The 24293-nt window shown below is 64.1% G+C and carries 20 protein-coding genes; 12 read left to right on the top strand and 8 right to left on the bottom strand.

The window, feature by feature from the left end; translation table 11 throughout:
- Positions 1-55: 55 nt before the first annotated feature.
- Positions 56-940 carry a hypothetical protein gene (locus ACVWYQ_RS06245; protein ID WP_456725521.1) on the bottom strand — a complete coding sequence of 295 codons (885 nt, stop codon included), beginning with the start codon at positions 938-940 and terminating at the stop codon, positions 56-58.
- 225 nt (positions 941-1165) lie between these two features.
- Here ACVWYQ_RS06245 and ACVWYQ_RS06240 point away from each other — a divergent pair, with 225 nt between their 5' ends.
- Genes ACVWYQ_RS06240 through ACVWYQ_RS06220 form a run of 5 tightly spaced genes read left to right on the top strand, consistent with a single transcriptional unit; the run spans position 1166 to position 6549 of the window.
- A complete protein-coding gene (locus ACVWYQ_RS06240) occupies positions 1166-2755 on the top strand; it encodes an ABC transporter substrate-binding protein (RefSeq protein ID WP_404540857.1) in 1590 nt (529 codons plus the stop codon).
- A 54-nt stretch (positions 2756-2809) separates the two neighbouring features.
- Positions 2810-3733, top strand: coding sequence for an ABC transporter permease (locus tag ACVWYQ_RS06235; protein ID WP_456725520.1), 924 nt, complete (start codon positions 2810-2812; stop codon positions 3731-3733).
- Complete coding sequence (locus ACVWYQ_RS06230; protein WP_404651528.1) at positions 3730-4551, top strand: ABC transporter permease; 822 nt, start codon at positions 3730-3732, stop codon at positions 4549-4551. Before ACVWYQ_RS06235 ends, ACVWYQ_RS06230 begins: the two co-directional genes overlap by 4 nt.
- Positions 4548-5528, top strand: a complete 981-nt coding sequence (locus ACVWYQ_RS06225; protein WP_456725519.1) for an ABC transporter ATP-binding protein — start codon at positions 4548-4550, stop codon at positions 5526-5528. Before ACVWYQ_RS06230 ends, ACVWYQ_RS06225 begins: the two co-directional genes overlap by 4 nt.
- Positions 5521-6549, top strand: coding sequence for an ABC transporter ATP-binding protein (locus ACVWYQ_RS06220; protein WP_456725518.1), 1029 nt, complete (start codon positions 5521-5523; stop codon positions 6547-6549). Before ACVWYQ_RS06225 ends, ACVWYQ_RS06220 begins: the two co-directional genes overlap by 8 nt.
- Before the next feature lie 232 nt (positions 6550-6781).
- On the opposite strand, the gene ACVWYQ_RS06215 is transcribed toward ACVWYQ_RS06220, so the two are convergent.
- From ACVWYQ_RS06215 to ACVWYQ_RS06205, 3 genes are all read right to left on the bottom strand, one after another.
- On the bottom strand, positions 6782-10108 hold the full coding sequence (locus ACVWYQ_RS06215; protein ID WP_456725517.1) for an AAA family ATPase: 3327 nt from the start codon (positions 10106-10108) through the stop codon (positions 6782-6784).
- 18 nt (positions 10109-10126) lie between these two features.
- Positions 10127-11569: an FAD-binding oxidoreductase gene (locus tag ACVWYQ_RS06210; protein ID WP_271538009.1), complete on the bottom strand. Its 1443-nt coding sequence runs from the start codon at positions 11567-11569 to the stop codon at positions 10127-10129.
- A gap of 506 nt (positions 11570-12075) precedes the next feature.
- On the bottom strand, positions 12076-12702 hold the full coding sequence (locus ACVWYQ_RS06205) for a LysR family transcriptional regulator (protein WP_456725516.1): 627 nt from the start codon (positions 12700-12702) through the stop codon (positions 12076-12078).
- 130 nt (positions 12703-12832) lie between these two features.
- Between ACVWYQ_RS06205 and ACVWYQ_RS06200 the strand changes: the two genes are divergently transcribed.
- On the top strand, positions 12833-13225 hold the full coding sequence (locus ACVWYQ_RS06200) for a RidA family protein (RefSeq protein ID WP_456725515.1): 393 nt from the start codon (positions 12833-12835) through the stop codon (positions 13223-13225).
- A 45-nt stretch (positions 13226-13270) separates the two neighbouring features.
- Positions 13271-13960: an L-2-amino-thiazoline-4-carboxylic acid hydrolase gene (locus ACVWYQ_RS06195; protein ID WP_456725514.1), complete on the top strand. Its 690-nt coding sequence runs from the start codon at positions 13271-13273 to the stop codon at positions 13958-13960.
- 297 nt (positions 13961-14257) lie between these two features.
- Here the strand turns inward: ACVWYQ_RS06195 and ACVWYQ_RS06190 are convergent, their stop codons facing one another.
- From ACVWYQ_RS06190 to ACVWYQ_RS06175, 4 genes are all read right to left on the bottom strand, one after another.
- Positions 14258-15283 carry an ABC transporter permease gene (locus tag ACVWYQ_RS06190; RefSeq protein ID WP_456725513.1) on the bottom strand — a complete coding sequence of 342 codons (1026 nt, stop codon included), beginning with the start codon at positions 15281-15283 and terminating at the stop codon, positions 14258-14260.
- Between the two features lie 11 nt (positions 15284-15294).
- On the bottom strand, positions 15295-16797 hold the full coding sequence (locus ACVWYQ_RS06185) for a sugar ABC transporter ATP-binding protein (RefSeq protein ID WP_456725512.1): 1503 nt from the start codon (positions 16795-16797) through the stop codon (positions 15295-15297).
- Between the two features lie 15 nt (positions 16798-16812).
- Positions 16813-17832, bottom strand: a complete 1020-nt coding sequence (locus ACVWYQ_RS06180; protein WP_036038951.1) for a sugar ABC transporter substrate-binding protein — start codon at positions 17830-17832, stop codon at positions 16813-16815.
- A gap of 142 nt (positions 17833-17974) precedes the next feature.
- Positions 17975-18379 (bottom strand): globin, encoded by a 405-nt coding sequence (locus ACVWYQ_RS06175; protein WP_456725511.1) that lies wholly within the window; start codon positions 18377-18379, stop codon positions 17975-17977.
- Between the two features lie 469 nt (positions 18380-18848).
- Here ACVWYQ_RS06175 and ACVWYQ_RS06170 point away from each other — a divergent pair, with 469 nt between their 5' ends.
- From ACVWYQ_RS06170 to ACVWYQ_RS06150, 5 genes are all read left to right on the top strand, one after another.
- Positions 18849-19235 (top strand): DUF2946 family protein, encoded by a 387-nt coding sequence (locus tag ACVWYQ_RS06170; protein ID WP_036010108.1) that lies wholly within the window; start codon positions 18849-18851, stop codon positions 19233-19235.
- An 85-nt stretch (positions 19236-19320) separates the two neighbouring features.
- Positions 19321-21531 (top strand): TonB-dependent receptor family protein, encoded by a 2211-nt coding sequence (locus ACVWYQ_RS06165; RefSeq protein ID WP_404540873.1) that lies wholly within the window; start codon positions 19321-19323, stop codon positions 21529-21531.
- Positions 21532-21598: 67 nt separating this feature from the next.
- A complete protein-coding gene (locus ACVWYQ_RS06160) occupies positions 21599-22132 on the top strand; it encodes a copper chaperone PCu(A)C (protein WP_157283577.1) in 534 nt (177 codons plus the stop codon).
- A gap of 29 nt (positions 22133-22161) precedes the next feature.
- Entirely contained in the window at positions 22162-22680 is a 519-nt protein-coding gene (locus ACVWYQ_RS06155) for a YcnI family copper-binding membrane protein (protein WP_456725510.1), read from the top strand.
- Positions 22680-24242: a copper resistance CopC/CopD family protein gene (locus tag ACVWYQ_RS06150; protein WP_456725509.1), complete on the top strand. Its 1563-nt coding sequence runs from the start codon at positions 22680-22682 to the stop codon at positions 24240-24242. Before ACVWYQ_RS06155 ends, ACVWYQ_RS06150 begins: the two co-directional genes overlap by 1 nt.
- The last annotated feature ends 51 nt before the right edge of the window (positions 24243-24293 follow it).

Here is a 24293-nt window from a genome sequence, read left to right as displayed (position 1 = left end):
TGAGGCGCCCGCCCCACGCTCCGTCATTACGAGATGAGAGATCGTCCCCGGAACGTTAGTAAAGCCGCATCGGCAGCAGGACGCCGTCCGCGCCGGCCAGCAAACCCCAGGTCTCGTTGGCCGCGACCTCGAACTCCCGGCTCACTGCCGCTCCGCCATCCACCTTGAGGGTGACCTTGTACCTGCCGGGCGGCAGATCGAGCTTCTGGCTGTCCGGCAATTTGCCTGCGGCACCGTCGGAGTTCGCCAGTTCTTCGCCGGCGTGCGCCGCCAGATGGACGGCCTGGTCGGCGACGGTGATCACCGCCGCTTCATCCGTCTTGTTGCCGAGCATCAGCCTCACTTGCCCCGGCTTCGGCAGCAGGCCGATGGTCGCCGGAGCGAATTTGCGCCTCGACAGCTCGGCAATTGTCTTGCCGTCCTGACGTGAGAGCCGGAGCAGGAGCGGTCCCTCTCTCGTCAGGAACGTGATCACGGCCCGGTCCGGCTCTTCGAGCGCACCGTCTTTCTCCGTCCCGCCACGCTTGCCGAGTGCGTCGCGATAGAAGCCGAGCACAGAGGCGAAATCGCGCGGCGTCTCGGCGTAGATCGACCGGATCTGCGGCGATTCTTTCGCCGTCGCGAGGGCCCACCCTTCGGGCAGCGGCAGGCCGGTATGCTCGGAGAGCTTGGCTTCGAAACGTGCCCCCGCACCGCGCGCCATCATCCCGACGGGGATGCTGAGCAGTCGTTCGACGAAATTGTCCAGAGCGTCATGGCTCCGGACCGCCCACCAGGTCTGGTCGACATTGTCGTTCGCGCCGGAGGTGCGACTCCAGCCGAACTGGATAGCGTTTGTCGCGCTCTCTCCACCCAGGCCGGCCGCGACCGGGCGCGCCAGCACGGCCGTCGCGGCGACCAGACCCGTGGCGAGCAGGGCACCTAGCGTTCGGCGATGCATTTTTGCGCCATCCCTTGGGGCTCAGATAATGATCCTGAGCTTGGTCGCCTCGATCACGAAAAATGTTCATCGATCCTACCCGCCCGATGACGCACCGCGTCATTGCGCCTCCGCCGAAAGCATGCCTCAGGAACCGGCATCATTTGCCGTCAAAACGAAGCTTGCTTTCGGCAGGCGACGAATGATCAAATCACTTGTCGGAATAAGCCTGCGTCGGGGGGACACATGATGTTCAAGACCATCGCGATCGTTGCCGGTTTGGGACTGGCGCTCGCCGCCACAGCGGAGGCGCAGACACCGCGCAAGGGCGGAACCATCCGCATGACGGCGCCCTACGGCTCGAGCTTCACCAGCCTCGACATTCACACCACGCAGCGGGCCCAGGACGAGATCTACGCCAAGGCCCTGCACCGTTCGCTCTACATCTGGAATTCGGCGGAGGGCAAGCCGGTGCTGGAGCTCGCCAAGGAGAGCGTGGTCTCGGGCGGAGGCCTCGTTCACACCTTCAAGCTGCGCGACGACGCCTATTTCCATAGCGGCCGCAAGATGACCGCCGACGACATCATCTGGTCCTACAACCGCATCATGGACGGCAGCAAGGCCTATCCCGGCGCGCGTTACGTTCGCGTCATCGAGGGCGCGGCCGCAGTCGAGAAGGGCCAGGCCAAGGAGATCTCCGGCCTGAAGAAGATCGACGACTTCACCATCGAGATGAAGCTGACCGAGAAGGTCGATCCGGGCTTCTACTTCTTCACCGCGCTGACCTCGATCTATCCCGCCGACGAGGCCGCCAAGGAAAGCTTCATCCAGAAGCCGATCGGTCTCGGTCCGTTCAAGTTCGTCGAGCATGTGCCGGGATCACGCATCGTCCTGGAGCGCTGGGACCGGTTCTACAAGCCAGGCAAGCCCTATGCCGACAAGATCGTCGTGTCGGTCATGGGCGAGGCCGCGGCGCGCGACGTCGCCTTCCGCAACAAGGAGATCGACACCTCGGTGCTGGGACCTGCGCAGTACGTCGCCTACCAGTCCGACGCCGACCTCAAGGGCACCATCGTCGAGGTCGCCGAGGTGTTCACGCGCTACATGGGGATGAATCCCGCGGTCAAGCCGTTCTCCGACAAGCGCGTGAGGCAGGCGATCAATTACGCCATCGATACCGATTTGATCATCAACAAGCTGGTCAAGGGCAAGGCCTACCGCGCCACCAGCTGGCTGCCGCTGACCTCGCCGGCCTACGACAAGGCGATGAAGCCTTACCCCTTCGATCCCGCCAAGGCCAAGCAATTGCTCACCGAGGCGGGCTACGCATCCGGCTTCGAGTTCGAATGGACCACCAGCCAGAATGAAAGCTGGGGCCTGCCGATCGTCTCGGCCGTCATCCCGATGCTGGACAAGGTCGGGATCAAGGCCAAGGTCAAGCAGGTCGAAACCGCGGTGCTGGCGGAGGTGGTCCGCACCGGCGATTACCAGGCCTTCATCTATTCCCAGGCGAGCGGCCCGGATCCTCAGGCCGCGCTCAAATGCTTCCATTCGGCGACGCCGCAGGCGGCCTGCAACTACACGACCTACAAGAATCCCGACTTCGACAAGATCCTCGATGAAGCCGGACAGGCCGACGATCCCACAAAGCGCATCCAGCTGATGCAGAAGGCCAATGCGCTGCTCTACGAGGAGGCGCCGGTCTGGTTCTTCAACTACAACAAGGCGGTCATGGCGGTGCAGCCCTGGCTCAAGGGAATTCAGCTCAACGCGACGGAGCTGACCCACCAGAACGTCGAGGACCTCTGGGTCGACGAGACCTCGCCCGCGAAGTGACACGCGCGCTCCCTCCAGCGCGACCGGCGAGGGAGGGAGCGGGGAAAAGTTGAGATGCTCGCGTTCCTGATCCGCCGCGTCCTGCAGACCATCCCGACCGTGCTCGCCGTGGTGCTGCTGGTGTTCGTGCTGTTCAGCGTCGTTCCCGGTAGCATCGTCTCGAGCATGAGCGACGACAGCGATCCGCAGGTCGAGCTGCGCATGAAGAAGCAGCTTGGCCTCGATCAGCCCGTCTATATGCGTTTCGGCACCTACATCGCCGGGCTCGCGACCGGTGATTTCGGAACCTCGTTCCGGACCCGTGAGCCCGTCACGACCATGATCGCCAAGCGGGCCTGGCCGACCCTGCAGCTGATCTTCGCATCCATGGCGTTTGCGATCCTGCTCGGCGTGCCGCTCGGCTTCGTCGCGGCCTTGCGGCCGGGCAGCCTCGTCGACACCGTCTCGATGATGCTGGCGGTGTCGGGCTTGTCACTGGCCAAGTTCTGGCTCGGACTGCTCTTGATGTACCTGTTCGCGCTCAAGCTCGGCTGGCTGCCGAGCTTCGGCTACGGTGACGGCAGCCTCAAATATCTGATCCTGCCCGCCGTGACGCTCGGCGTCTCGCCGATGGCGCTGCTGGCGCGGACGACGCGCGCCGCAGTGCTCGAGATCATGACCGCGGATTTCGTCCGCACCGCGCGCTCGAAGGGCATGAGCGAGACCAGGGTCGTGAAGTGGCACGTCATGCGCAACGCGCTCGTCCTCATCCTCACGACCATGGGCCTGCAGTTCGGCGCGCTGATGGGGCAGGCGGTCGTGGTCGAGAAACTGTTCTCCTGGCCGGGCATCGGCTCGCTGTTGGTCGACAGCGTGCTCCAGCGCGACATTCCGGCCGTCCAGGGCTCCATCCTCGTCGTGGTGCTGTTCTTTCTCGCGATCAATCTCCTGATCGACGTGCTCTACGGCGTGATCGATCCCAGGATCAGATACGCATGAAGCTCCGCGCCAATCTCGTCATCGGGGGAGCGTTGTTCGCGCTGGCGATCGTCGTCGGCCTGCTCGCGCCCTGGCTGGCACACACCGATCCCGTGATGGACGCCAACCTGATGAATGCGGAGGAGCCCCCGAGCTGGACCTGGTGGTTCGGCACCGACGCGCAGGGCCGCGACATCTATTCGCGCGTCCTCTACGGCGCGCGCGTCTCGCTGACGGTCGGCATCGTCTCGCAGCTCATCAACAGCGTCATCGGCGTGGCGCTCGGCCTCAGCGCCGGCTATTTCGGCGGCTGGTGGGACGATGTCGTCAACGCCCTGACCAATCTCATGCTCGCGATCCCCTCGCTGATTTTCGCGCTCGCCATCATGGCGGTGCTTGGTCCCGGCCTGACCAGCCTCTTGATCGCGCTCGGGCTGACCAACTGGTCGTTCACCTGCCGGCTCGCACGGGCCTCGGCGCTGTCGCTGCGGAGCCAGGGCTACGTGCAGGCGGCCACCGTGCTCGGCTACGGTGATATCCGCATCATGATCACGCAGCTCCTGCCGAACATGCTGGGGCCCATCGTCGTCATCGGCACGCTGGGCATGGGCAGCGCGGTGCTGTCCGAAGCCGCATTGTCGTTCCTCGGCCTCGGCGTCCGCCCGCCCTTTCCGAGCTGGGGCAGCATGCTGTCGGAAGCGCGCGAGCAGATCACGACGGCGCCGTGGCTTTCGATTTTTCCCGGCCTTGCCATCTTCCTGACCGTGCTCGGCCTCAATCTGCTCGGCGATGGCCTGCGCGACATCCTCGATCCGCAATCGCGGAGCCGGCGCATATGACCGGCGCGCCGCTGCTCGAGGTCGAGAATCTCCGCATCGATCTCGATGACGGAGCGAGGCGCGTTGCGGCGGCCGAAGGCATTTCATTCCGCATCGATGGCGGCGAGACGTTCGGCCTCGTCGGCGAGTCCGGTTGCGGCAAGAGCATCACGGCGCTCGCTTTGATCCGCCTGCTGCGGCCACCCTTGTCGATCGCCGGCGGCGTCATCCGGTTCCAGGGCCAGGAGATCCAGCACCTGTCCGCCGCCCGGCAAAGGCAGCTGCGCGGCAATCGCATTGCCATGATCTTCCAGGAGCCGATGACGGCACTGAACCCGGTCTCGCCGGTGGGGCGGCAGATCGCCGAGATGTTCGTGCTGCACAAGGGCAAGAGCTGGCGGGAGGCCAACCAGCTGGCTGTCGAGGCGCTCGCGAGCGTCCGCGTCCCAGCGCCGGAGCGGCGCGTGAAGGACTATCCGCACCAGCTGTCCGGCGGCATGCGCCAGCGCGTGATGATCGCCATTGCGCTGGCCTGCGGTCCGGACCTGCTGATCGCGGACGAGCCGACGACGGCGCTCGACGTCACCGTGCAGGCGGAGATCATCGAGCTGATGCGCAATCTGTGCGCCGAGCGCGGAACGGCGATCCTGATGATCAGTCACGATCTCGGTCTTGTTGCCAACGTCTGCCGCCGCGTCGCCGTCATGTATGCCGGTCGCATCGTCGAGGAGCGCGGCTCGGCCGACATCTTCCGAGCGCCCTCCCATCCCTATACGCAGGGCCTCGTCGACTCGCTGCCGCGGCTCGGCAGCCGCGCTGCGCTCGGCCGCAGCAGGCTCAAGGAGATCGCGGGCGTCGTGCCGGCGATCACGCGTTTCCCCGACGGCTGCCGGTTCAATCCGCGCTGCGCGCAGGCGACGGATATTTGCCGAACCAATGCGCCGCAGACGGATGGGCTGGAGGCGGGCGGTTTCGTCCGGTGTCACCACCATGCATGAGCCAAAGGGGAGAGCGGACGACGATGTGATCCTCAGCGTGGAGGATCTCGCCGTTCACTTTCCGCTCGGGGGCGGCCTGCTGGGCCGCGGCCGTCGGCTGCTCCGCGCCGTCGACGGCGTCGACCTCAAACTGAAGCGCGGCGAATGCCTCGGCCTCGTCGGCGAATCCGGCTCCGGCAAGTCGACCGTCGCTTTGTCGATCCTCGGCTTACTCACGCCGACGCGCGGCCGCATCGTGCTGGACGGACAGGTCGTCACGAACCGGCAATCCGGCGACCGGAAGGCGCTGGCCCGCATCGTGCAGATCGTGTTCCAGGACCCCTACGCCTCGCTCAATCCGCGCCAGACAGTTCGCCGCACGCTCGAGGATCCTCTGCGCGTGCACGGCGTAACCGCGAAAAGCGAGATCGAGGACCGCGTCGCGAGCATGCTGAGGCATGTCGGCCTGCGCCCCGAGCAGGCCGACCGCTATCCGCATGAATTCTCCGGCGGCCAGCGCCAGCGCATCGGCATCGCCCGCGCGCTGATCCTCAACCCCAGAATCGTCATCTGCGACGAGCCGGTCTCGGCGCTCGACGTCTCGATCCGCGCCCAGATCATCAACCTGCTGCTGGAATTGAAGGACACGCTCGGCTTGTCCTACATCATGATCAGCCACGATCTCGGTGTGGTCGAGCACATGAGCGACCGCGTCGCCGTGATGTATCTCGGCCGCATCGTCGAGAACGGCGATTGGCGCGAGATTTTCGAACGTCCGGCGCACCCCTATACGCAGGCCCTGATCGCGGCCATCCCCGATCCCTTGCGCCACGCTCCGCTGGCAACGACCGGCGGCGACCTGCCCAACCCGCTTAACCCGCCGAACGGCTGCGCCTTCAGCCCGCGCTGCCGATATGCGGAGGCGGTGTGCCGGAGCGAGCCGGGGCCAACGCTGGAAACGCGACCCGATGGGCATGTGGTGCGGTGCTGGCGGAGCGAGGAGATTGCGGGGCGGACGGCGCTAGCATCGACCGAGGGCTGATGCCCCGAAGTTGCGCCTCGGCAGTAGGTAGTCCGCTCGTTGAGCCAGAGCGAACCAGATTTGCTCAATCTGAGTTCTTCGCGTTTTAATTACGCAGCAGAAGTGGCGCGTCAGCAGGATGTCCGCTTGGCGCCATTACAGGCCGGTTGGGCCAGGTAGCACTTTGACTCCAAAGCATGCGAAAGCTCAGACTTGTCCGGAACCTGATCGCACGGTTATGGCGATAACTTCGTCACAAGTCTGTTAGCATCTTGCGGGCTTCCACGAGATCGAGCGTTTCTAAGCCTTCGCTGAACCAGCTGTAGATCGGCACAAGAACGTCGCGCGCCTCTCGCCGCATGCCGCGTGACGCTTGCAGCCTGGCGCGCGCAATGCTTGCGCGAAGCTCGGGCAACTTTGCTCCCTGGGCGGCGGCGATTTTGATCGCGGTCTCGAACTCCGCGTCCGCTTGATTTTCCGCCTGCTCCCCGCCTGTCAGCAACAGCAGTTCACCGCGCTCCCGGTGAAGCTCGACGGCGCACCAGCTCTCGAGACTTGCGTCCGCAATTGCGACCGCTTCGTCGATGATCCGAAGCCCGGTCATGGCGTTTCCGGCCTTGCGATGAAGCGCCGCGCGCAACCCAAGATGGTGCGGAATGCGTAGTCCCGCGCTGGTTCGCCGGAGATCCTCAAGCCCAGTATCAAAGTCCGCCAGACCTTCCTCAAGCCTGCCGGATTCAGCGATCGCCCAGGCGCGAACGAGGCTGGCCCATGCACGATAGTAGTCGAAGCGGTACTCGGTGCAGACGTCGCGCGACTCTGCCGCGGCTTTCAGTGCGGCATCGGGCTCTCGCCGGAATTGACAGAGCATGGCCAGATAATTGAGCGCGAGCGCGATGCTGAATGGATGTGAAATCTCGCGCGCGATGGCGAGCCCTTCCTCAGCAATCTTAAGACTACGAATCGGATAACCGAGATGCCAGTCGCAATGACTCATGTAGGCGCGGCAGAATACGCTCATGTCGATTCCGTACACCTCGGAATAATAGCGGCCGCGGTATTCGCCGGCTTGCGCACTTCTCTCAAGCTGGTCGCGCGAGAATTGAAACTGGCCGAGGTGGAATGAGAGCACGCCCGCAAGATGATCGGCTTCGGCCTGGCGTACCGGATCACCGCTTCGTTTTGCTATCGCCTCCGTCTCCGCGACGATGCTCGCGGCTTCGCGCAATTTGGCGCGCACGTGGTAGACGTGGCCGAGTCCCTTCAGCGCGGCGGAGAGATCGGCCTCGCTCTGCAGCTCACGGCTGAGCTCCTGCGCCCGCTGGAATGCCGCTTCTGCCTCGTCTGAAGCAAACCCTTTTGTTGCAATCAGCGGTCCTCCAAGTCCGAGCTGTAAATCAAGCTCGAAGCGCGAGCGTGATGCTCCGGAAGGAAGTGACTGGGCGCACTCTAGCCCCGATCTCAGATGGGCAATTGCTTCCATATTCGCGGATCGGGCGGCCGCAAGTCCCCCCGCCCTCAGCCAGTATGGAATGGCCTTCTCTGCCAAGCCCGCCTCGCCGAAGTGACGGGCGACCAGCTCCGGCTGCGCTTCGACAAGTTGCGGAAAGAGCGCTTCGATCGATGTGGCAATCCGTGCGTGCAGCTCCTGGCGGCGCCGCTTGAGAAGGCTTTCGTAGGCGGCGTCGCGCACAAGGGCGTGCTTGAAAACATAGGTGGCGGCAGGTGCGAGGCCCCGCCGGAAAACGAGCTCCGACGCTACCAAGCGATCAAGCGCCGCGGCGAGCTCCACCTCTGGCATCGATACGACCGCAGCAAGCAACTCGTGATCGAATTCGCGGCCGATACAGGCTCCGATCTGGGCGACCTCCTTGACTGGAGCAAGACGGTCAAGCCGCGCCATCAATGAATCGTGCAGCGTCGCGGGGATCGCCAACGACGGGAATACGCCCGCGAGGACGTAGCGAGCGCCGGTGTAGCGGAGGATCCCGGCTTCAAGAACAGCCTTCGTGAGCTCCTCTGTAAAGAGCGGCACTCCCTCCGTCCGCGCCAGAATCTGGTCGAGGACCTCGGCGGGAAGCGCTTTGCCTTCGGTGATCCGGTCGACGAGTACAACCACCTGCGCCTTTGGCAAGCGATTCAGCATGAGCAACGTGACGTGAGGAAAACCGGTCCATGGCGGCGGGAGTTCCGGGCGGAATGTAGCGACGAGCAGCACTGGCAGGTCCTGAATACGATCCACGATCTGGTCGAACAGCTCGCGCGAGGTCGGATCAAGCCAGTGCGCATCTTCAAGCACCATCATCACCGGGCCACGACCGGCAAGTCGATCGAGCCGGGCCACGAACGTGCGAAACAGGAGCGCCTTCCTTTGCTGCGGCGACATCTCTGGCTGGGTGCTCGGCCTCTCAGTTGGAATGCCGAGCAGATCGGCAAGGAGCTGGATTGCATCGCCAGATAGCCCCTCGCCGTTTTCGCCAAGGAGTAGTTCGAGGCGCTCGAGCCGTTTTTCCGCAGCATCCTCAGGTGCGAACCGCGCCTCCCGCTCGAGCTGCGAGATGAAGGGAAAGAGCGAGCTGTTCAGGTGATGCGGCGAACAGGCGTAGCTAACGAGCGTGATTTGTTCGGCCTGTAGCCGTTCGCGCAGCGCGCGCACCAATCGTGATTTTCCGATTCCCGGCTCGCCAAAAATAGGGACGGCCTGTCCAGCCCCTCCTTCTGCAAGCCGCCACCGTGACATCATCAAATCGAGTTCCTCGCCGCGCCCGACGAGTGGCGTGACGTGGGCGCCGTGCAACGCCTCGAACCTGCTCTCTGCCCTGCCTTCGCCGATGACCCGCCACGCTTGCACCGGCTCCGCAAAGCCCTTGAGCTGAAGGGACCCGAGCTCAACAAATTCGAAGAGATCGCCGACCAGCCGGCGCGTGCTGTCGGCGATAACGACCGTACCAGACTCCGCAACCTGCTGCAGACGGGCCGCGAGATTAGGGGTCTCTCCAGTGACCGCTTCCTCTTTCGCAGCACCTTCCCCGAGCAGATCACCTACCACGACCAGGCCGGTGGCGATGCCGACGCGTGCTGCCAGCAGACCTCCCGCGCCTGATGACATGCCGCTGACCGCTGTTGCGACCGCAAGTCCTGCCCGGACTGCTTGCTCTGCTGCATCTTCGCTTGCGCGCGGCCAGCCGAAATAGGCCTGCACACCGTCTCCCAGAAACTTCGCGACGTGGCCCTCCAGTCGCACAATCTCTGCCGCCACTGTGTTCGAGTAGGCTCGCATGACCTCGCGCAGCTCCTCGGGATCGAGTCGGCGGCTGAGGTCGGTCGAGCCGACGAGGTCGACGAACATGAGCGTGAGCCGACGGCGCTCCACCAACGCGGGCGGCCGCGCCGCCAGGTTCGCTGGTAGTAGACCGATTGCATCGAGAAGCTTCCTACGGTGGCCGACGGCCTGGACTCCAATCTCCTTGAGATCTTCAACCGTCAGTTGGGGCAGGATCTCGAGATCAATTCCGTTGTCGCGGAATGTCTGCTCATAGGATTGGAGGCCTAGGCTGCGCAGCCATTCTCCGATGTCCAACTTCGTCTCCGTAGCCCGTCAGGCGGCCGGTCGCTGTGCGGTGGACGGCCTGACGTTCTGGTTTAACCGGAACAGATTGCCGGGATCGTACTTGGCCTTCAGCGCGGCAAGACGAGCGTAATTGGCGCCGTAGGCGCCAGCGACGCGATCGGTCTCGTCCTCCGGCATGAAGTTAACGTAGACGCCGCCGGTTGCGTGAGGTGCGGTCTCGGTAAAGAGCCTGCGCGCCCAGGCGATCGAACGTTGCGCATCTGCCGGATCGCGCCATCGCGTGTGAACGTTCATGACAAAGTTCGCGTCGCGGTGGGGGAACGCCGTGGCGTCGACGGCCATGCGACTGGTGGCGCCACCAAGCTGACCAATGAAAATCTCGCACTCTCCGGTCGGCAGGCTGGTCGTATGGCTCTCCAGCGTATCGAGAAGGCCGTCGTTGAGCTCAACGAAATTGTGCGACTTCCAGTAATTGTAGGCGCCGGGCGTAAGCAGTGGGTCAAAGGCGGTCTGCCAAGCCGCGAAGGGCTGCATGCCGATCACGTCCGCGATCGGCTCTCCGAGCGCGCGCAGCGGCTCCAATGCGCGCTTGCCCTCGTTCTCCTCTCCCGTGTAGCAGACGGCGAACGCGACAATCTCCTTGCCGTGAACCTCGGCTGGCAAGAACGGCAGCGGCGGCGCCTGCCTCAGCACCACCCACACCGTCAGTTCGTCCGGCGCCTTGGCGGCGACGTCGCGATAGCCCGCGAGCAGCTCCTTCGCCCGCGCAAAGGGATGGACGATGAGTCCGGCCAGAACCATTGGGCCAACAGGATGCAGGCGGAACTCGAACGAACTCACCACCCCGAAATTGGCTCCGCCTCCGCGGAGCGCCCAGAACAGGTCGGTATTCTCGGCGATGCTCGCCCGGACAAGCTCGCCTTCGGCCGTCACCACGTTCGCCGAGATCAGATTGTCAGCGGCAAGCCCGAACTTGCGGCTGAGCCACCCAAAGCCGCCGCCCAGTGTCAATCCCGCAACGCCGGTCGTCGAGTTGATCCCGAGCGGGGTCGCAAGGCCGAAAGCCTGCGCCTCCGTGTCGAAGTCGCCAAGCGTCGCGCCCGGCTCTACTTGCGCGGTGCGGTGAAATGGATCAACCCTGACGGAGCGCATGAGGGAAAGATCAATTAAGAGCCCGCCGTCACAAACAGCATTGCCCGCGATGTTATGGCCGCCGCCGCGCACGGCGATCAAGAGGCCATGCGCACGGGCAAAGCGTACAGCACGAATGATGTCAGCGGCCCCTCTGCAGCGCACGACCGCGCCCGGGTAGCGATCGATCATTGCATTCCAGATCGTACGTGCTTCATCATAGCCCGGCTCCTCGGCCAGACAGACGTTGCCTCGCAAGGTTTGACGAAAGGCAGCAATTGCATCGCTTTCAAGCGTAATCGCCCCGCCCTGCAGCGAGGCCAGCCGGATCTCCGTCATGGTATCTCCTCCGTGACTAGTGGTCAGTATTGCGGCAGTCCACTTCACGCTCTTGGACAGATCGGCAAAGGGGCGACCACGCCCACGGCTCTTGCAACCTTGACGGCGCAGATCGCCCGTTGCATGCCGTTCGGCTTGCGAACGACAGATTTCCGCCTAGAGATTAGTCCTCCGGCAAATCGAATGGTTCTGCGACAGAATGTCTCGCGGATGAGAAGCGCCCACAAACCTCCGCATCAAGAAAATGCGGTCCGCAGAAGGAACTGCTGGGGTAGAGAAAGGATGGTCCCTTTGTCCTATTGCTGAAGCCAACTCGCCGGCCGATGTCCGTTTTACGTCAGCAGCTGCCACTTCTCGCAATTCAGCTCCTGGCCCTGCACAGCGGACCTCATCTAGGGCGCGGGTTTATGACGACGCGCCATAGACGGTCATCGCGATTTTCTCTTTACGGGTAGGGCGTTGAGTTGAAAGAAAGTCCGGGCCTCGACGCGCAACGTTGTGCCCCCTCAGCTCCCGACGCCGCCGACCAGACGCGGGCGGCGGTTTGCGAGCGGATTGTCCGCCGATAGCGCGCGTAGCCACACGCGAAAACTCACGATCTCCGGACAATCTGCCGTGCCTTCCGGCGCAACCAGCCAATCACCCGCGCCCGATCCCTCATCGATCCGCTCGCAGCGATAGCCCGGATGGTGGCTCACGCCGCGGGCGATCAAGAGGTCGACCTTGCCTTCGACGAGCTCGTGCAGGCCGGCGGGCTGCAGCACGCTCAAACCGATCTCTGCATGTGCGCTGCGAAACGCCGCAAGTTCGAGGCGGCGCAGGTCGTAACTGCCGTGGATCCCCACTTGCAGCAGCACCGTGCCTGCCGGCTTCAGCTGCGAGGTCGCCTCGGCAATGTGGCGGAAGCCTTCGGAGATCCCGGGCAGATAGGCCCGGCCGGCCTCCGTGAGGATGAGCTGCTTGTGCAGACGCTCGAACAGCTGCACGCCGAGGCGCGCCTCCAGCGCTTTCACCTGCTGTCCTACGGCCGCGGGCGTAACGTGCAGTTCGTGCGCGGCCAGCTTGAAGCTGAGATGGCGCGCAGCGGCCTCGAAGGCGCGGAGTGCGTTGAGTGGGGGAAGGGCGTAGGTCATCGCAACTTCACTTTGACACCGATGGGCCGCCGCCTTGCAATAGATTTTCTTGCGTTGAACCGCAGCAATGATGCTTTGCGCAGCAGGGATACCGGCGGATACGTTCGAGGGGCAAATCCGGAGAAACGCCATGCCCCCAGCCCACATCGTCAGCCACAATCCCGCAACGGTTCACCCGCCCGCCGGCGGCTACTGCATGGGACTCGAGCTGAAGCAGCGCAGCCGCCTGCTGTTCATCAGCGGCCAGGTGCCTCAAAATTCCGACGGCACCGTGCCTGATGGCTTCGAGGCGCAATGCGAGCAGGCCTGGCGCAATGTCAGGGAGGTGCTCGCCGCGGCAGGCCTTGGCGTCGAGCACCTGGTCAAGGTCACGACGTTCCTGACCGATCGCAGCCAAGTCGTCGCCAATCGCGCCATTCGCCGCGCGATGCTCGGGGAGCACCAGCCGGCACTGACCGTCGTGGTGGTCGAGACCGTCGACAGCAATTGGCTGCTGGAGATCGAGGCGATCGCCGCGGAATGAGCGGCGTCGTCGACGTTGCAATGAGCCAATCATATCGGGTGTCCAATGGCTGAGATTCATCCGTTCTACCAGACGCACCGGCAGGCGATGGAGGCCGCCATGCGCGAGCGAATCGACCGTGCCGAAGCGATGCTCCGCGAGGGAGCGCATCTCTCCGACATCGACGCAATCAGGCGGGAGGTGATGGACGAATTCGAGATCGTCCTCACCCAGATGCCCTATGTCGGCGGCGCGGCAAGCCGCATGAGCGATTTCTTCATGCGCCTGACCGGCTTTATGGCCATCAGTCGGGTGCTGCGGCGCCACGGCGTGCCGGTACCCGTGATCGGGGAGATCGAGCGGGAAATCTACAAGGCGCAGCTGCTGACGATTCCCGAAGCCGAGCGTCTCGCCGCAGGGCGTCAGTTCATGTCACGTGAGAACCAGGCCTTGATGCGCGAGCAGGCGGCAAGGAGCGATACAAAAGATCACCAAGCGGAGTTTCCGGAAGATTTCGTCTACGATTTCGTCGAGCCGGGTCCGCAGGACACTTTCGAATTCGGCATCGACTACAAGGCCTGCGGCTTCTGCAAGCTCGCGGCGCGCCGCGGCGACACGGAAATCCTGCCGAACATCTGCGGCCTCGACTTCGTCGCCTACGCCACGCGAGGCATCCGCCTGGAGCGGACCCAGACGCTCGCGGGCGGCGCCAGCCACTGCAATTTTCGATTTTCGCGATTGGACCGCACCCGCTGACCGCGATATAGCTGATCCCGAATCCACGTCGTCATTGCGAGCGCAGCGAAGCAATCCAGAATCGTTCCGCGGCGGCAGTCTGGATTGCTTCGCTGCGCTCGCAATGACGGGGGACGGGCGTGCACCGGCCTTTCAAAGCGGGCTGCCGATGATGCCACTATACCCCTGTTTTGCCCGACGGAGCAAATCGACTTCGCAAAATCCGCAATTTCACGACACCCGTCGGCAAGTCATTGATTCCGCTGGCCCCGGCTACTGTGCATGGGGTTGTTTTCGCACTTTTGTTTTGCCGGCCGTCTACTCCGCCGCTTTCTCCCTCAAGCGCTGCGCGTAGACGTTGATCACCAGCGCCGCCAGCAGGATCAGGCCGCGGATCAGGATCTTCAGGAAGCTGTCGATGTTGACGTGGTCGAGGCCGTTATTGAGAACACCGAGGACGAAAAGCCCGACGATGGTGTTGCCGATGCCGCCGCGGCCGCCGAACAAGCTGGTGCCGCCGACCACGACGGCGGCGATGGAATCGAGCAGGTAGGTGTCGAACTCGTTCTGCTGCGCGCTGCCGAAATGGGCAACGCCGAGCATGCCGCCGAGGCCCGAGCACACCGCCGAGATCACCATGACCGCGCCGAGGATCAGCTTGACGTTGAGGCCCGAATATTCGGCCGCTTCGCGATTGCCGCCGACCATGTAGACGTAGCGGCCGAAGCGTGTGTAGGTCAGCACCAGATGGCCGCCGAGCAGCATGATGGCGGCGACGATGACGATCCAGGGGATGCCGCCGATCGAGCCCGAGCCCAGCGTCGTGATCAGGCTCGGCACCTTGTAGGCGATCTGGCCGCGTACCAGCAGCGCGGAGATGCCGGCGGCGATCTGCATCATTGCCAGCGTCATGATGAAGGAGGGGATGCCGATCACGGTCAGCCCCAGGGCGTTGACGAGACCGAGCAGGGCGCAGAGCAGGAGTGACAGGATGATCGCGACCGCGCCGGGCAGCGGGACGTTGGCGATGTTGACGTAGGATTCCTGCAGCGTGAAGTAGGCGACGGCAATGCCCGTGACGTTGGCGATGCTGGCGACCGACAGGTCGATCTCGGCGCAGAGGATCACGAAGGTGAGGCCGACAGCGATGATGCCCGTCACCGACACCTGGGTCAGGATGTTGCCGAGATTGTCGAGCGTCGCGAAGGAGGGGCTGGCGAAGGCGAAGAAGGCGGTGAGGAAGATCAGCGTCAGGAACGGGGCGATGTTGCGCATCTGCGAGCGCAGGAAGGGCGCAAGGCCCCGTGCCCGTTGTCCTGTCGGCAAAGCCGTCTCGCTGCTCATGTGCTTCTCCGTCACGCCGCTTCCAGCAGGCGGTCCTTGCTGACCGGCTCGTTCTTGAATTCACGCACCAAGGCGCCGCGCTTGAGCACGAGGATGCGATCGGCCAGCGACAGCACCGTTTCCGGCTCGGTCGACAGCACGATGATCGCGAGCCCCTTTGTTCTGAGGTCGCGCACGATGTTGATGACGTCGTTCTTGGCGCCGACATCCATGCCGCGGGTCGGCTCGCACAGCACCAGCAGCTTGGGCGGATAGGTCAGCCATTTCGCCAGCGCGACCTTCTGCTGGTTGCCGCCCGATAGCATGCCGAGATCGAGGCCGACCACTGGCGGCCTGATCTGCAGCTGCTCGACCTGGCGCTTGGCGATGTCGCGCTCCTGCGCCGGCTTGAGCAGCAGCGAGGAGATGCGGTCGAGAATGCTGATCGAGATGTTCTTGTAGACCGGCTCCTGGTGGAACAGCATGTCGCGCCGGCTCTCCGGCACCAGCGCCACGCCGGCGCGCCGCGCCGCCGCCGTGCTGGCGAAAGTTTTCGGCACGCCTTCGACTGCAAGCGTGCCGCCGTCCGGCTTCAGCTTGCCGAACAGGATGCGCGACAGCTCCTGCTGGCCGCAGCCCATGAAGCCGTAGATACCGAGCACCTCGCCGGCACGGGCCTCGAACGAGACGTCCTGAAGGCTGCGGGACAGCGACAGCTGGTCGACGCTGAGAATGACCTTGCTGTCGCTCGGCTGCGGCAGCATCAGGTCGTCGGTATAGCTGTGCTCGAGCGCCTCGCCGCCGCGGCCGATCATGGCCTCGATCAGCGCGCCCTTGCTGGTCGCGGCGCTCGCCGTCTCCGCAACCTTGCGGCCGTTGCGGAACACGGTCACCGTGTCGGACGCCAGCAGGATGTCCTCGATGAAATGCGAGATGAAGACGATCGCCGTGCCTTCCTCGCGCAGCCGCCGGAGCGTTGCGAACAGGCGCTCGACCTCGGGCGGGGAGAGGGCGGAGGTCGGCTCGTCCAGGATGACGATGCGCGCGCCGGAGAACAGCACGCGCGCGATCTCGATCAGCTGCTGCAGCCCGATCGGGAGGTCGCCGAGCCGCGCCATCGGGTCGACGTCGATGCCGAAGCGTGCAAGCTGCTCGCCCGCCTCGCGCGCCATCCGCCGCCATTGCACGAGGCCGAAGGCGTTGGTCGGCTGGTTGCCGAGGAAGACGTTCTCCGCGACCGTCAGGTCGGGCGCGACGCTGAGCTCCTGGTGCACCATGGCGACGCCGGCGGCGTGCGCATCGCGCGCCGAGCGAAAATGCATCTCCTGGCCGTCGACCAGGAAGCGGCCGGAGAACTCGGTGTGCACGCCGGCGATGATCTTCATCAGCGTGCTCTTGCCGGCGCCGTTCTCGCCGACGAGACCGTGGATTTCGCCGGGATAAAGCGCGAAGTCGACACCACGAAGCGCTTCGACGCCGCCGAAGCTCTTCGTGATGCCCTGCAGTTCCAGGATGGGCTGTTGTCCCACGCTCATGAAAAATCTGGAGGCTCAGATCAGGAAGTGATCCTGCATCCACTGCATTCCGGCGGCGTTGGCCTTGGTCACGACCGGACCGTCGGTGACGACGTTCTTCGGGATGCCCTGTCCGCTCTTCTCGCCACCGATCACGGCGGAGACGCCCGCGACGATCGCGCCGCCATGGATGCGGCAGGACGGATTGCGGACGGTCGCGAACATGCGGCCTTCGCTGACCGCCTGGATCGCCGGCGGCATGGCGTCGACCCCCCCGATCAGGATGTTGGTGCGATTGCGCGCCTTCATGATGTTGGCGGCGGCCAGCGCCATGTCGTCATTGTGGAAGAAGGCCGCATCGATCTGCGGGTATTTGGTCAGATAGGTCTCCCAGAGACGGGCGGTCTTCGACACGTCCCAATCGGCCGGCTGGGTGTCCAGCACTTCGATGCCCGGGAATTGCTTGACGACCGAGTTGAAGCCCTTGGCGCGGCCCTGCGCACCGGTGTGGCCGAGCGCGCCCTGCGTCATGATGATCTTGCCCTTGCCGCCCATGGCGTTGCACAGCGCCTGCGTCACCGAAGCGCCCATGAACTCGTTGTCGGGAGCGAGGAAGGAATGGACGTTGATCTGATCGAGCGGCGCGATCAGCGTGTCCATGTCGATCACGGGCGTGCCGGCGTCGATCATCTTCTGCACCGGCTGGGTGAGGGTGCCGATGCCGAAGGCCTGGATCGCGACGAAGTCCCATTTCTGCGAGGCCATATTGTCGATCGCCGCGCGCTGCTTCACCGCATCGAGCTGCCCGTCGAACCAGGTCACCTCGACATTGAACAGCTTGCCCCAGAATTCCGCCGCCTGCTTGCCTTGCGCGCACCAGGTGGCCTGGAGGCCGGCGTTGGAGAAGGCCGCCTTCAACGGCTTCTCGCTGCGTCCGACTGCGGCCAGTGCGGGGTTTATGCCCATGCTGCCGAGGATGGCAGCTCCGGCGCCGGCGGCCGCAGCCGCCTGAAGAAGATCGCGCCTGGTCGTCGAGAAATCTTTCGTCCCGGACATCGCTCGCTCCCATATATTTTGTCGTCGGCGCGTCATTGGTAGCGCTACCGATCTCCGAAAGTCTCTCACAAGAGTTGTTCGCACTCAATCTGCATTCAGCCGCAGCGTCGTCGCAGCCCGCGCGTTGGTGCAGCGCAAAGCGTCAGCTGGCCGCGGCGGCGAATGCGTCGATCTCGGCGAGCAATGTATCCCAGGCCCGCGCGATCTCGGGCGTCCATTCATCGCCGAGCAGATCGCGGAGCACGTCCCTGATGACGACGAAGAACGCGATGAACAGCTCGCGCGGCGTGCCATAGGCATCGTGCGAGGCGACCTCGCACGCGATCAGCCGGAAATGCCCGCGGCGCTCGCCGGCGAAGTCGAGAATCGCCTCGATCGTCAGCCCTAGCATCGACCCCTTCACGAGGTCACCGCTATCCGCGCGGAACATCGCCTGCGTTTCCGGATGGAGTTCGAACAGACGTCGATAGACGAGCGGCGTGAGGTCGGCGCAACGCGAGGCCGCACGTTCAAAGCTGTCGTGGATGGGATGAAAGGCCGCGTTCATCGACAGTTCAGTGCCGCGGGCAAAAAAAGAGCGGGGCCCTGGCCCCGCTCAAAAATTGTGTCGACCCTATTATCCCCGATCTTAAGATTTGATCTTGATTGACGGGGCGACGCTGCGTTTTGCGCGCCAGGGGCTCCTCCCGAGACTTGGACCACCAGGCCTCGACCTCGCGGTCAGCGCCTGAGCAAGAGGGATGCTAGATCAACTTTTCTCACTTGTCATCATTTTCGGCAACGAATGTTCAAAATAGGAGCAGCTGACGAAACGATCGGGCTTTCGCTCCCCTAAATATATGACAGATATAAGAAATTTGTGGATTGCCGGGCGGGTCTCCCTGCCTTAGATACCGGCCCGCCGGGGGTGGGGGTCGTCCGACCACAATTTTTCGAGCAGTTTGCGCAGGGCCCAACAGGCGGCGGAACTGGCCTCGACTCAGCTGCGCCCGAGTGATTAGTTGGCGCACGAACGAATGGTCCGGCGGATGCGCGCACGCCTGCAAAAATTCCTGCCTCTGGTCCTGCTCGCCCTTGTGATGCAGGTGCTGGCGCCGATCGCCGCCTGTCTCGCGGCCGGCCAGGCTGCGGCCGATCCGTTCTCTGCAGGCGTCATCTGCCACAGCGCAAGTGAGCAGGGCGGCCCGGTCGACGAGACCGGGACACCGGCCGCGAAAGCTGGCGCATGCGCGCTTTGTTGCCTCGCGCACGCTGACGCCTCGCTTGACGCGCCGCCCCATGCGGCGTTCTCAACGCCCGTCCGCCCCATCGCCCGCATCGTCTGGCACGTGGCGAACGCGCCGGTCCTCGCCGCCATCGACGGTTCGAGCGCTTGGGCGCGCGCTCCCCCTCGCATTTCCTGATCCGCGAAACCTTCAGCTCCGCGCCGGCTTCCGCCGTGCCGGGATCGCAATGCGCCGGCTCTCTGCCGGCATCAGGAATGACCTCATGCCTCGTTCAGGCTTCTTTCGACTGCTTTCCGCACGTAAGATTCTGCTTGCCTCAGCTTCTGCCCTCGTCGTGCCGTCCAATGCAATCGCCGAGGAAAACCGACGCGAGCTTCCTCCCGTCACGGTCGACGCGCCGCGGGAGAAACGGGCCTCACCAGCCCGCGCACAGCGAACCGCCGCGCGATCAACGCGGGCCCGCGCGCCCGCAACTGCGCGTCCGCAACCGACGGCAGCTTCCGAAGGGGGCCCCGGCCCTGGTGCCCTGACGGTTCTCACCGCCCAGCAGGCGCTGAGCGAGATCAACCAGACGCCGGGCGGCGTAGCGCTGGTCACAGCGGAGGCCTACCGGAACTCGACTCCCGCCAGCACGATCAAGGATGTCCTGGACTACGTGCCCGGCGTATTTGCGCAACCGAAATGGGGCGACGACACCCGGCTTTCGATCCGCGGATCCGGCCTGTCGCGCAATTTCCATCTGCGCGGCGTGCAGCTTTACATGGACGGCATCCCGATCAATACGGCGGACGGCTACGGCGATTTCCAGGAGATCGACCCGACCGCCTACAAATATGTCGAGGTGTACAAGGGCGCGAACGCGCTGCAGTTCGGAGCCAATTCGCTGGGAGGCGCCGTCAACTTCGTGACGCCATCGGGGCGCGACCGATTTCCGAATGGCGTCTCGCTCGACGTGGGAGCCTTCGGGTTCAGGCGACTGCAGGCCAATGCAGGAGGCGCCAACGGGCCGTGGGATGGTTTCGTCACCGCATCAACGCAGGCCACGGACGGCTTCCGCGATCACAGCTTCGGCTCGGGCAACCGCGTGAGCGGCAATGTTGGCTACCAGTTCTCGCCGGATTTCGAGACGCGATTCTATCTCAATGCCAACGAGGTGCGGCAACGCATTCCAGGAACCGTCACCAAGGCGTCTGCCTTGAGCAATCCGGAGGCCGCGGCTCCGGCGAACGTTGCGCTGGACCAGCAGCGCAACATCGACACGGTCAGGCTGGCAAACAAAACGACGATCCGATTCGACGACACCAGGTTCGAGTTCGGCGCCTTCGGCCTCGACCGGCACCTCATGCATCCGATCTTCCAGTGGCTCGATTATCGCTACAGGGATTACGGCGGCTTCGCGAAGGTCACGGACGACCGCATGATCGGCGGTTACCGCAACAGGCTGGTCGCGGGCGTCAACCTGTTGAATGGCAGCATCGACAACCAGCAATTCGCCAACATTGCCGGACAGAAGGGGGCATTGCTGTCGTCGTCGTTCGATCGCTCGGAGAACACCTCGGTTTACGTGGAGGACAGCTTCTATTTTCTGCCGAACGTCGCCGCGATTGCCGGCACGCAATTTCTGCATGCGACCCGCAATCGGCGGGACCGGTTTCTTAGCGACGGCGACCAGTCGGGAGCAACCCGCTTTGATCTTTGGTCGCCGAAGGCGGGCCTGCTGTGGCAGATCGACCCGACGTGGCAGGCCTTCGCCAATGTCTCGCGGAGCGCCGAAGTGCCGAGCTTCGGCGAGAGCGCGCGCGGTCCTGGCATTCCGACGATTCCGTTCACCAGCATCCGCCCGCAGATTGCGACGACCTACGAGATAGGGACCCGCATGCGACGGCCCGACTATTCGTGGGAGTTGACCGCCTATCGTGCCGATATCCGCGATGAGCTGCTGTGCCTGTACAGCGCGTTCGGCAATTGCAACGTGACCAATGCCGACCGAACCGTCCACCAGGGCGTCGAGGCGGGGGCAGGGGCAGCAATCTTCCGCGATATCTTCGTGACAGGAGGCGCGCCCGATAAGGTGTGGCTCAACCTCGCTTATACTTACAGCGATTTTCGCTTCGACAGCGACACGGCGTTCGGCAACAACCAGCTGCCCGGCGCGCCGCGTCACTATTTGCGCGCCGAATTGCTCTACAAGCATCCGACCGGATTCTACGCTGGTCCGAACGTCGAATGGGTGCCGCAGGCCTATTTTGTCGACAGTATGAACACGTTGACGACCGAGCCGTATGCACTGCTCGGATTGAAAGCGGGCTTCGACAATGGCGGGCCGTTCTCCGCCTATATCGAGGGTCGAAACCTCACCAACAGGACCTACATTGCAAGCGCCAGTATCATCGATCGCGCCACGGCGACGTCGGCCTTGTTCGAGCCAGGTGCCGGCCGGGCGGTCTACACCGGAATGAGGTATCGATGGTAAGCGCACTGAGGCTGCCGAGACCACCAAGACGGACCGTGGTCGATCAGATCAAAACCGAGGGAACAAAATGAACAGGATCAAGCTATCACTTCTCGCCGCCGCCATGATGCTTGGCACCAGCGCGGCGGTCGCAGCCGAGGACGTCAAGGCCGGCGATCTCGTGGTCTCGCAGGCCTGGAGCCGGGCGACGCCGGGTGGCGCCAAGGTCGCCGGCGGCTATCTGACGATCGAAAACAAGGGCAACGCGGCCGACAGGTTGGTCAGCGTGTCCGCCGATATCGCAGGCAAGGCCGAGATTCACGAGATGGCCATGGACAATGGCGTGATGAAGATGCGCGCGCTCGACAAGGGACTGGCGATCGAGCCCGGCAAGACCGTGAAGCTCGCGCCCGGCGGCAATCATTTGATGCTTCAGGAGCTGAAGGGGCCGTTCAAGCAGGGCGACAAGGTGCCGGTGACGCTTCAGTTCGAGAAGGCCGGGAAGGTCACTGTTGCGCTCGCCGTCCAGGGCGTCGGCGCGCAGGCGCCGGGCGATGGCGGACACTCGGGCCACATGGACATGAAGAAAATGCCGGATCATTCGGGAATGAAGATGAAATGAGACTGTTCTGGATTCTCGGGAGGCCGAATATGTCGAAGCGATCCTGTCTGGTCCTGATTGCCGCGCTCGCCGCAACACCAGCGGCGGCGCATGTCTCGCTTGAGACCAAGCAAGCCACGATCGGCGCGTCCTACAAGGCGGTGTTCACCGTGCCGCATGGCTGCGCGGGCTCGCCGACGGTGAAGATCCGCGTACAGATTCCGGAAGGGGTGATCGCGGTGAAGCCGATGCCCAAGGCCGGCTGGACCATCGATATCGTGGAGGGAAAATATGCCGGGGAATACGACTATCACGGCAACAAGCTCTCGTCCGGCGTCAAGGAGGTGGCGTGGTCCGGCGGCAAGCTGCCGGACAAGAACTATGACGAGTTCATCATGCAGACGGTGCTGACCGACAAGCTCAAGGCGAACACGACCTTGTACTTCCCAGTGGTTCAGGAATGCGAGACCGGCGTTCGTCGCTGGATCGAGATCCCAACCGACGGGTCAAGCCATTCGCATGAGAGCAAGTCGCCGGCGCCTGGCGTCAAGCTCCTGCCGAAACCCTGATGCGCCTCCTCGCCGCGCTCGCGACGCTGCTCTTCGCTGCGGGCTTCGCGAGCGGTGCGCTCGCGCATGCGGCGCTGATCTCGGTCGAGCCTGCGAATGGCAGCACGCTCGCGACCGCGCCGAAGGTGGTCGAGCTGCGGTTCAACGAACCGGTAACGCCGGGCGCGATCCGGCTGATCGACGGGACGGGCAGGGCGCGGGACGAGACGCGCGTCAGTGCGTCCGGCGACACGATTTCGATCCAGATACCAGCGGATCTGCCTGAGGGGACCGCGGTCGTCAGCTATCGCGTGGTCTCGCAGGATGGCCATCCGATCGTGGGATCGGTGATGTTTTCAGTCGGCATGCCGTCGGAAACGAAGCTGCCCGCGAGTACGGACCAATGGTTGGCCGCGCTGATCTGGCTGGCGCGCGTTGGCCTCTATCTCGGACTGTTCGTTGGCGTCGGCGGTGTGTGGTTTGCGCGCTGGATATCATGGTCTCTGGCCGGCATGACCGTGCCGCGCGTGGCGCTCGCGATCGGCCTTTCGAGCGCGGTGGTGTCGCTAGGTGCGCTGGGCCTCGATCTCCTCGGCCTGCCGCCGGCGGCGCTCGCGACGGCCGCGCCTTGGAAGGTCGCGGTGGCAACCAGCGCCGGCCGCGCGTTTCTAGTTGCTGCCGCCGCGATGCTGTTCGCTCTGCTGGCGCTGCGCAGCGCATGGTCCTCGCGGGCTCTTGCGATCATTGCCATGGTCGGCGTGGGCCTGTCGCTCGCCATGAGCGGGCATGCCGCAACGGCGCCGCCTCGAATGATGATGCGCCCGGCGATGTTTCTTCACGGCCTCTGCGTTGCGCTGTGGATCGGCGCTCTTGCTCCGCTCGCGGCTTTGCTGTCGAAGCCGACGCCGGCAACACTCGCCGTCGTGAAGCGCTTCTCGGGCATCGCCATGCCGGCGGTCGGCGTGCTGGCATTGACGGGCCTCGCCCTTGCGATTGTTCAGCTCGAAAAAGTTTCGGCGTTGGTCGAGACCCGCTATGGCCTCATCCTCTCGATCAAGCTCGGCCTGGTTCTCATGCTGCTCGCCCTTGCGGCGCTCAACCGCTTCCGCCTCACTCCGGCACTCGCCCGCGATCGTGGAGCCCAAGCCATCCTCAAGCGCTCGATCCTCCTCGAATGCGTGATCGCCCTCGCCATCTTCGCCGTCGTCGCCGGCTGGCGCTTCACGCCGCCGCCGCGAATGATCATTCCCGAGACGCCTTTGGCGATCCACATCCACGGCGACAAGGCGATGTTCCAGGTGCTGGTGTCGCCTGGAAAGGTCGGCAAGGACGATTTCGTGCTCCAGCTCATGACCGGCGATGGGACGCCCTTGGCGGCCAAAGAGGTGACGTTGACGCTCAGCCTGCCCGAGCGCGGCATCGAGCCGATGGAACGGGACGCCTTGCTCGGGCCGGATGGCTACTGGCACGTGCGCAAGGTCGAACTGCCCTTCGCCGGCCGCTGGCGTGTGCGCATCGAGGCGCTCGTGAGCGATTTCGAGAAGATCACGCTGGCGGATGAACTCGAGGTGCCACCGCCCTAGGCTCACCGGCTTTGCTGAGCACGGTGCTCCTGAAGTCAAACCTGAAGGCAA

The sequence above is a fragment of the Bradyrhizobium sp. USDA 3397 genome (genome assembly GCF_054060965.1).
Note: the sequence above shows the minus strand (reverse complement) of the source record. Positions and strands in the feature narration are given on the sequence as shown.

Bases quoted from the DNA above. Each gene is read 5' to 3' on its own strand.
- ACVWYQ_RS06185 (WP_456725512.1), bottom strand. From the start codon at position 16,797: ATGAGCGTGGGACAACAGCCCATCCTGGAACTGCAGGGCATCACGAAG.
- ACVWYQ_RS06205 (WP_456725516.1), bottom strand. From the start codon at position 12,702: ATGACCTACGCCCTTCCCCCACTCAACGCACTCCGCGCCTTCGAGGCC.
- ACVWYQ_RS06180 (WP_036038951.1), bottom strand. From the start codon at position 17,832: ATGTCCGGGACGAAAGATTTCTCGACGACCAGGCGCGATCTTCTTCAG.
- ACVWYQ_RS06155 (WP_456725510.1), top strand. From the start codon at position 22,162: ATGTCGAAGCGATCCTGTCTGGTCCTGATTGCCGCGCTCGCCGCAACA.
- ACVWYQ_RS06220 (WP_456725518.1), top strand. From the start codon at position 5,521: ATGCATGAGCCAAAGGGGAGAGCGGACGACGATGTGATCCTCAGCGTG.
- ACVWYQ_RS06175 (WP_456725511.1), bottom strand. From the start codon at position 18,379: ATGAACGCGGCCTTTCATCCCATCCACGACAGCTTTGAACGTGCGGCC.
- ACVWYQ_RS06225 (WP_456725519.1), top strand. From the start codon at position 4,548: ATGACCGGCGCGCCGCTGCTCGAGGTCGAGAATCTCCGCATCGATCTC.
- ACVWYQ_RS06195 (WP_456725514.1), top strand. From the start codon at position 13,271: ATGGCTGAGATTCATCCGTTCTACCAGACGCACCGGCAGGCGATGGAG.
- ACVWYQ_RS06210 (WP_271538009.1), bottom strand. From the start codon at position 11,569: ATGACGGAGATCCGGCTGGCCTCGCTGCAGGGCGGGGCGATTACGCTT.
- ACVWYQ_RS06150 (WP_456725509.1), top strand. From the start codon at position 22,680: ATGCGCCTCCTCGCCGCGCTCGCGACGCTGCTCTTCGCTGCGGGCTTC.
- ACVWYQ_RS06165 (WP_404540873.1), top strand. From the start codon at position 19,321: ATGCCTCGTTCAGGCTTCTTTCGACTGCTTTCCGCACGTAAGATTCTG.
- ACVWYQ_RS06170 (WP_036010108.1), top strand. From the start codon at position 18,849: ATGGTCCGGCGGATGCGCGCACGCCTGCAAAAATTCCTGCCTCTGGTC.
- ACVWYQ_RS06160 (WP_157283577.1), top strand. From the start codon at position 21,599: ATGAACAGGATCAAGCTATCACTTCTCGCCGCCGCCATGATGCTTGGC.
- ACVWYQ_RS06245 (WP_456725521.1), bottom strand. From the start codon at position 940: ATGCATCGCCGAACGCTAGGTGCCCTGCTCGCCACGGGTCTGGTCGCC.
- ACVWYQ_RS06200 (WP_456725515.1), top strand. From the start codon at position 12,833: ATGCCCCCAGCCCACATCGTCAGCCACAATCCCGCAACGGTTCACCCG.
- ACVWYQ_RS06235 (WP_456725520.1), top strand. From the start codon at position 2,810: ATGCTCGCGTTCCTGATCCGCCGCGTCCTGCAGACCATCCCGACCGTG.
- ACVWYQ_RS06240 (WP_404540857.1), top strand. From the start codon at position 1,166: ATGATGTTCAAGACCATCGCGATCGTTGCCGGTTTGGGACTGGCGCTC.
- ACVWYQ_RS06230 (WP_404651528.1), top strand. From the start codon at position 3,730: ATGAAGCTCCGCGCCAATCTCGTCATCGGGGGAGCGTTGTTCGCGCTG.
- ACVWYQ_RS06190 (WP_456725513.1), bottom strand. From the start codon at position 15,283: ATGAGCAGCGAGACGGCTTTGCCGACAGGACAACGGGCACGGGGCCTT.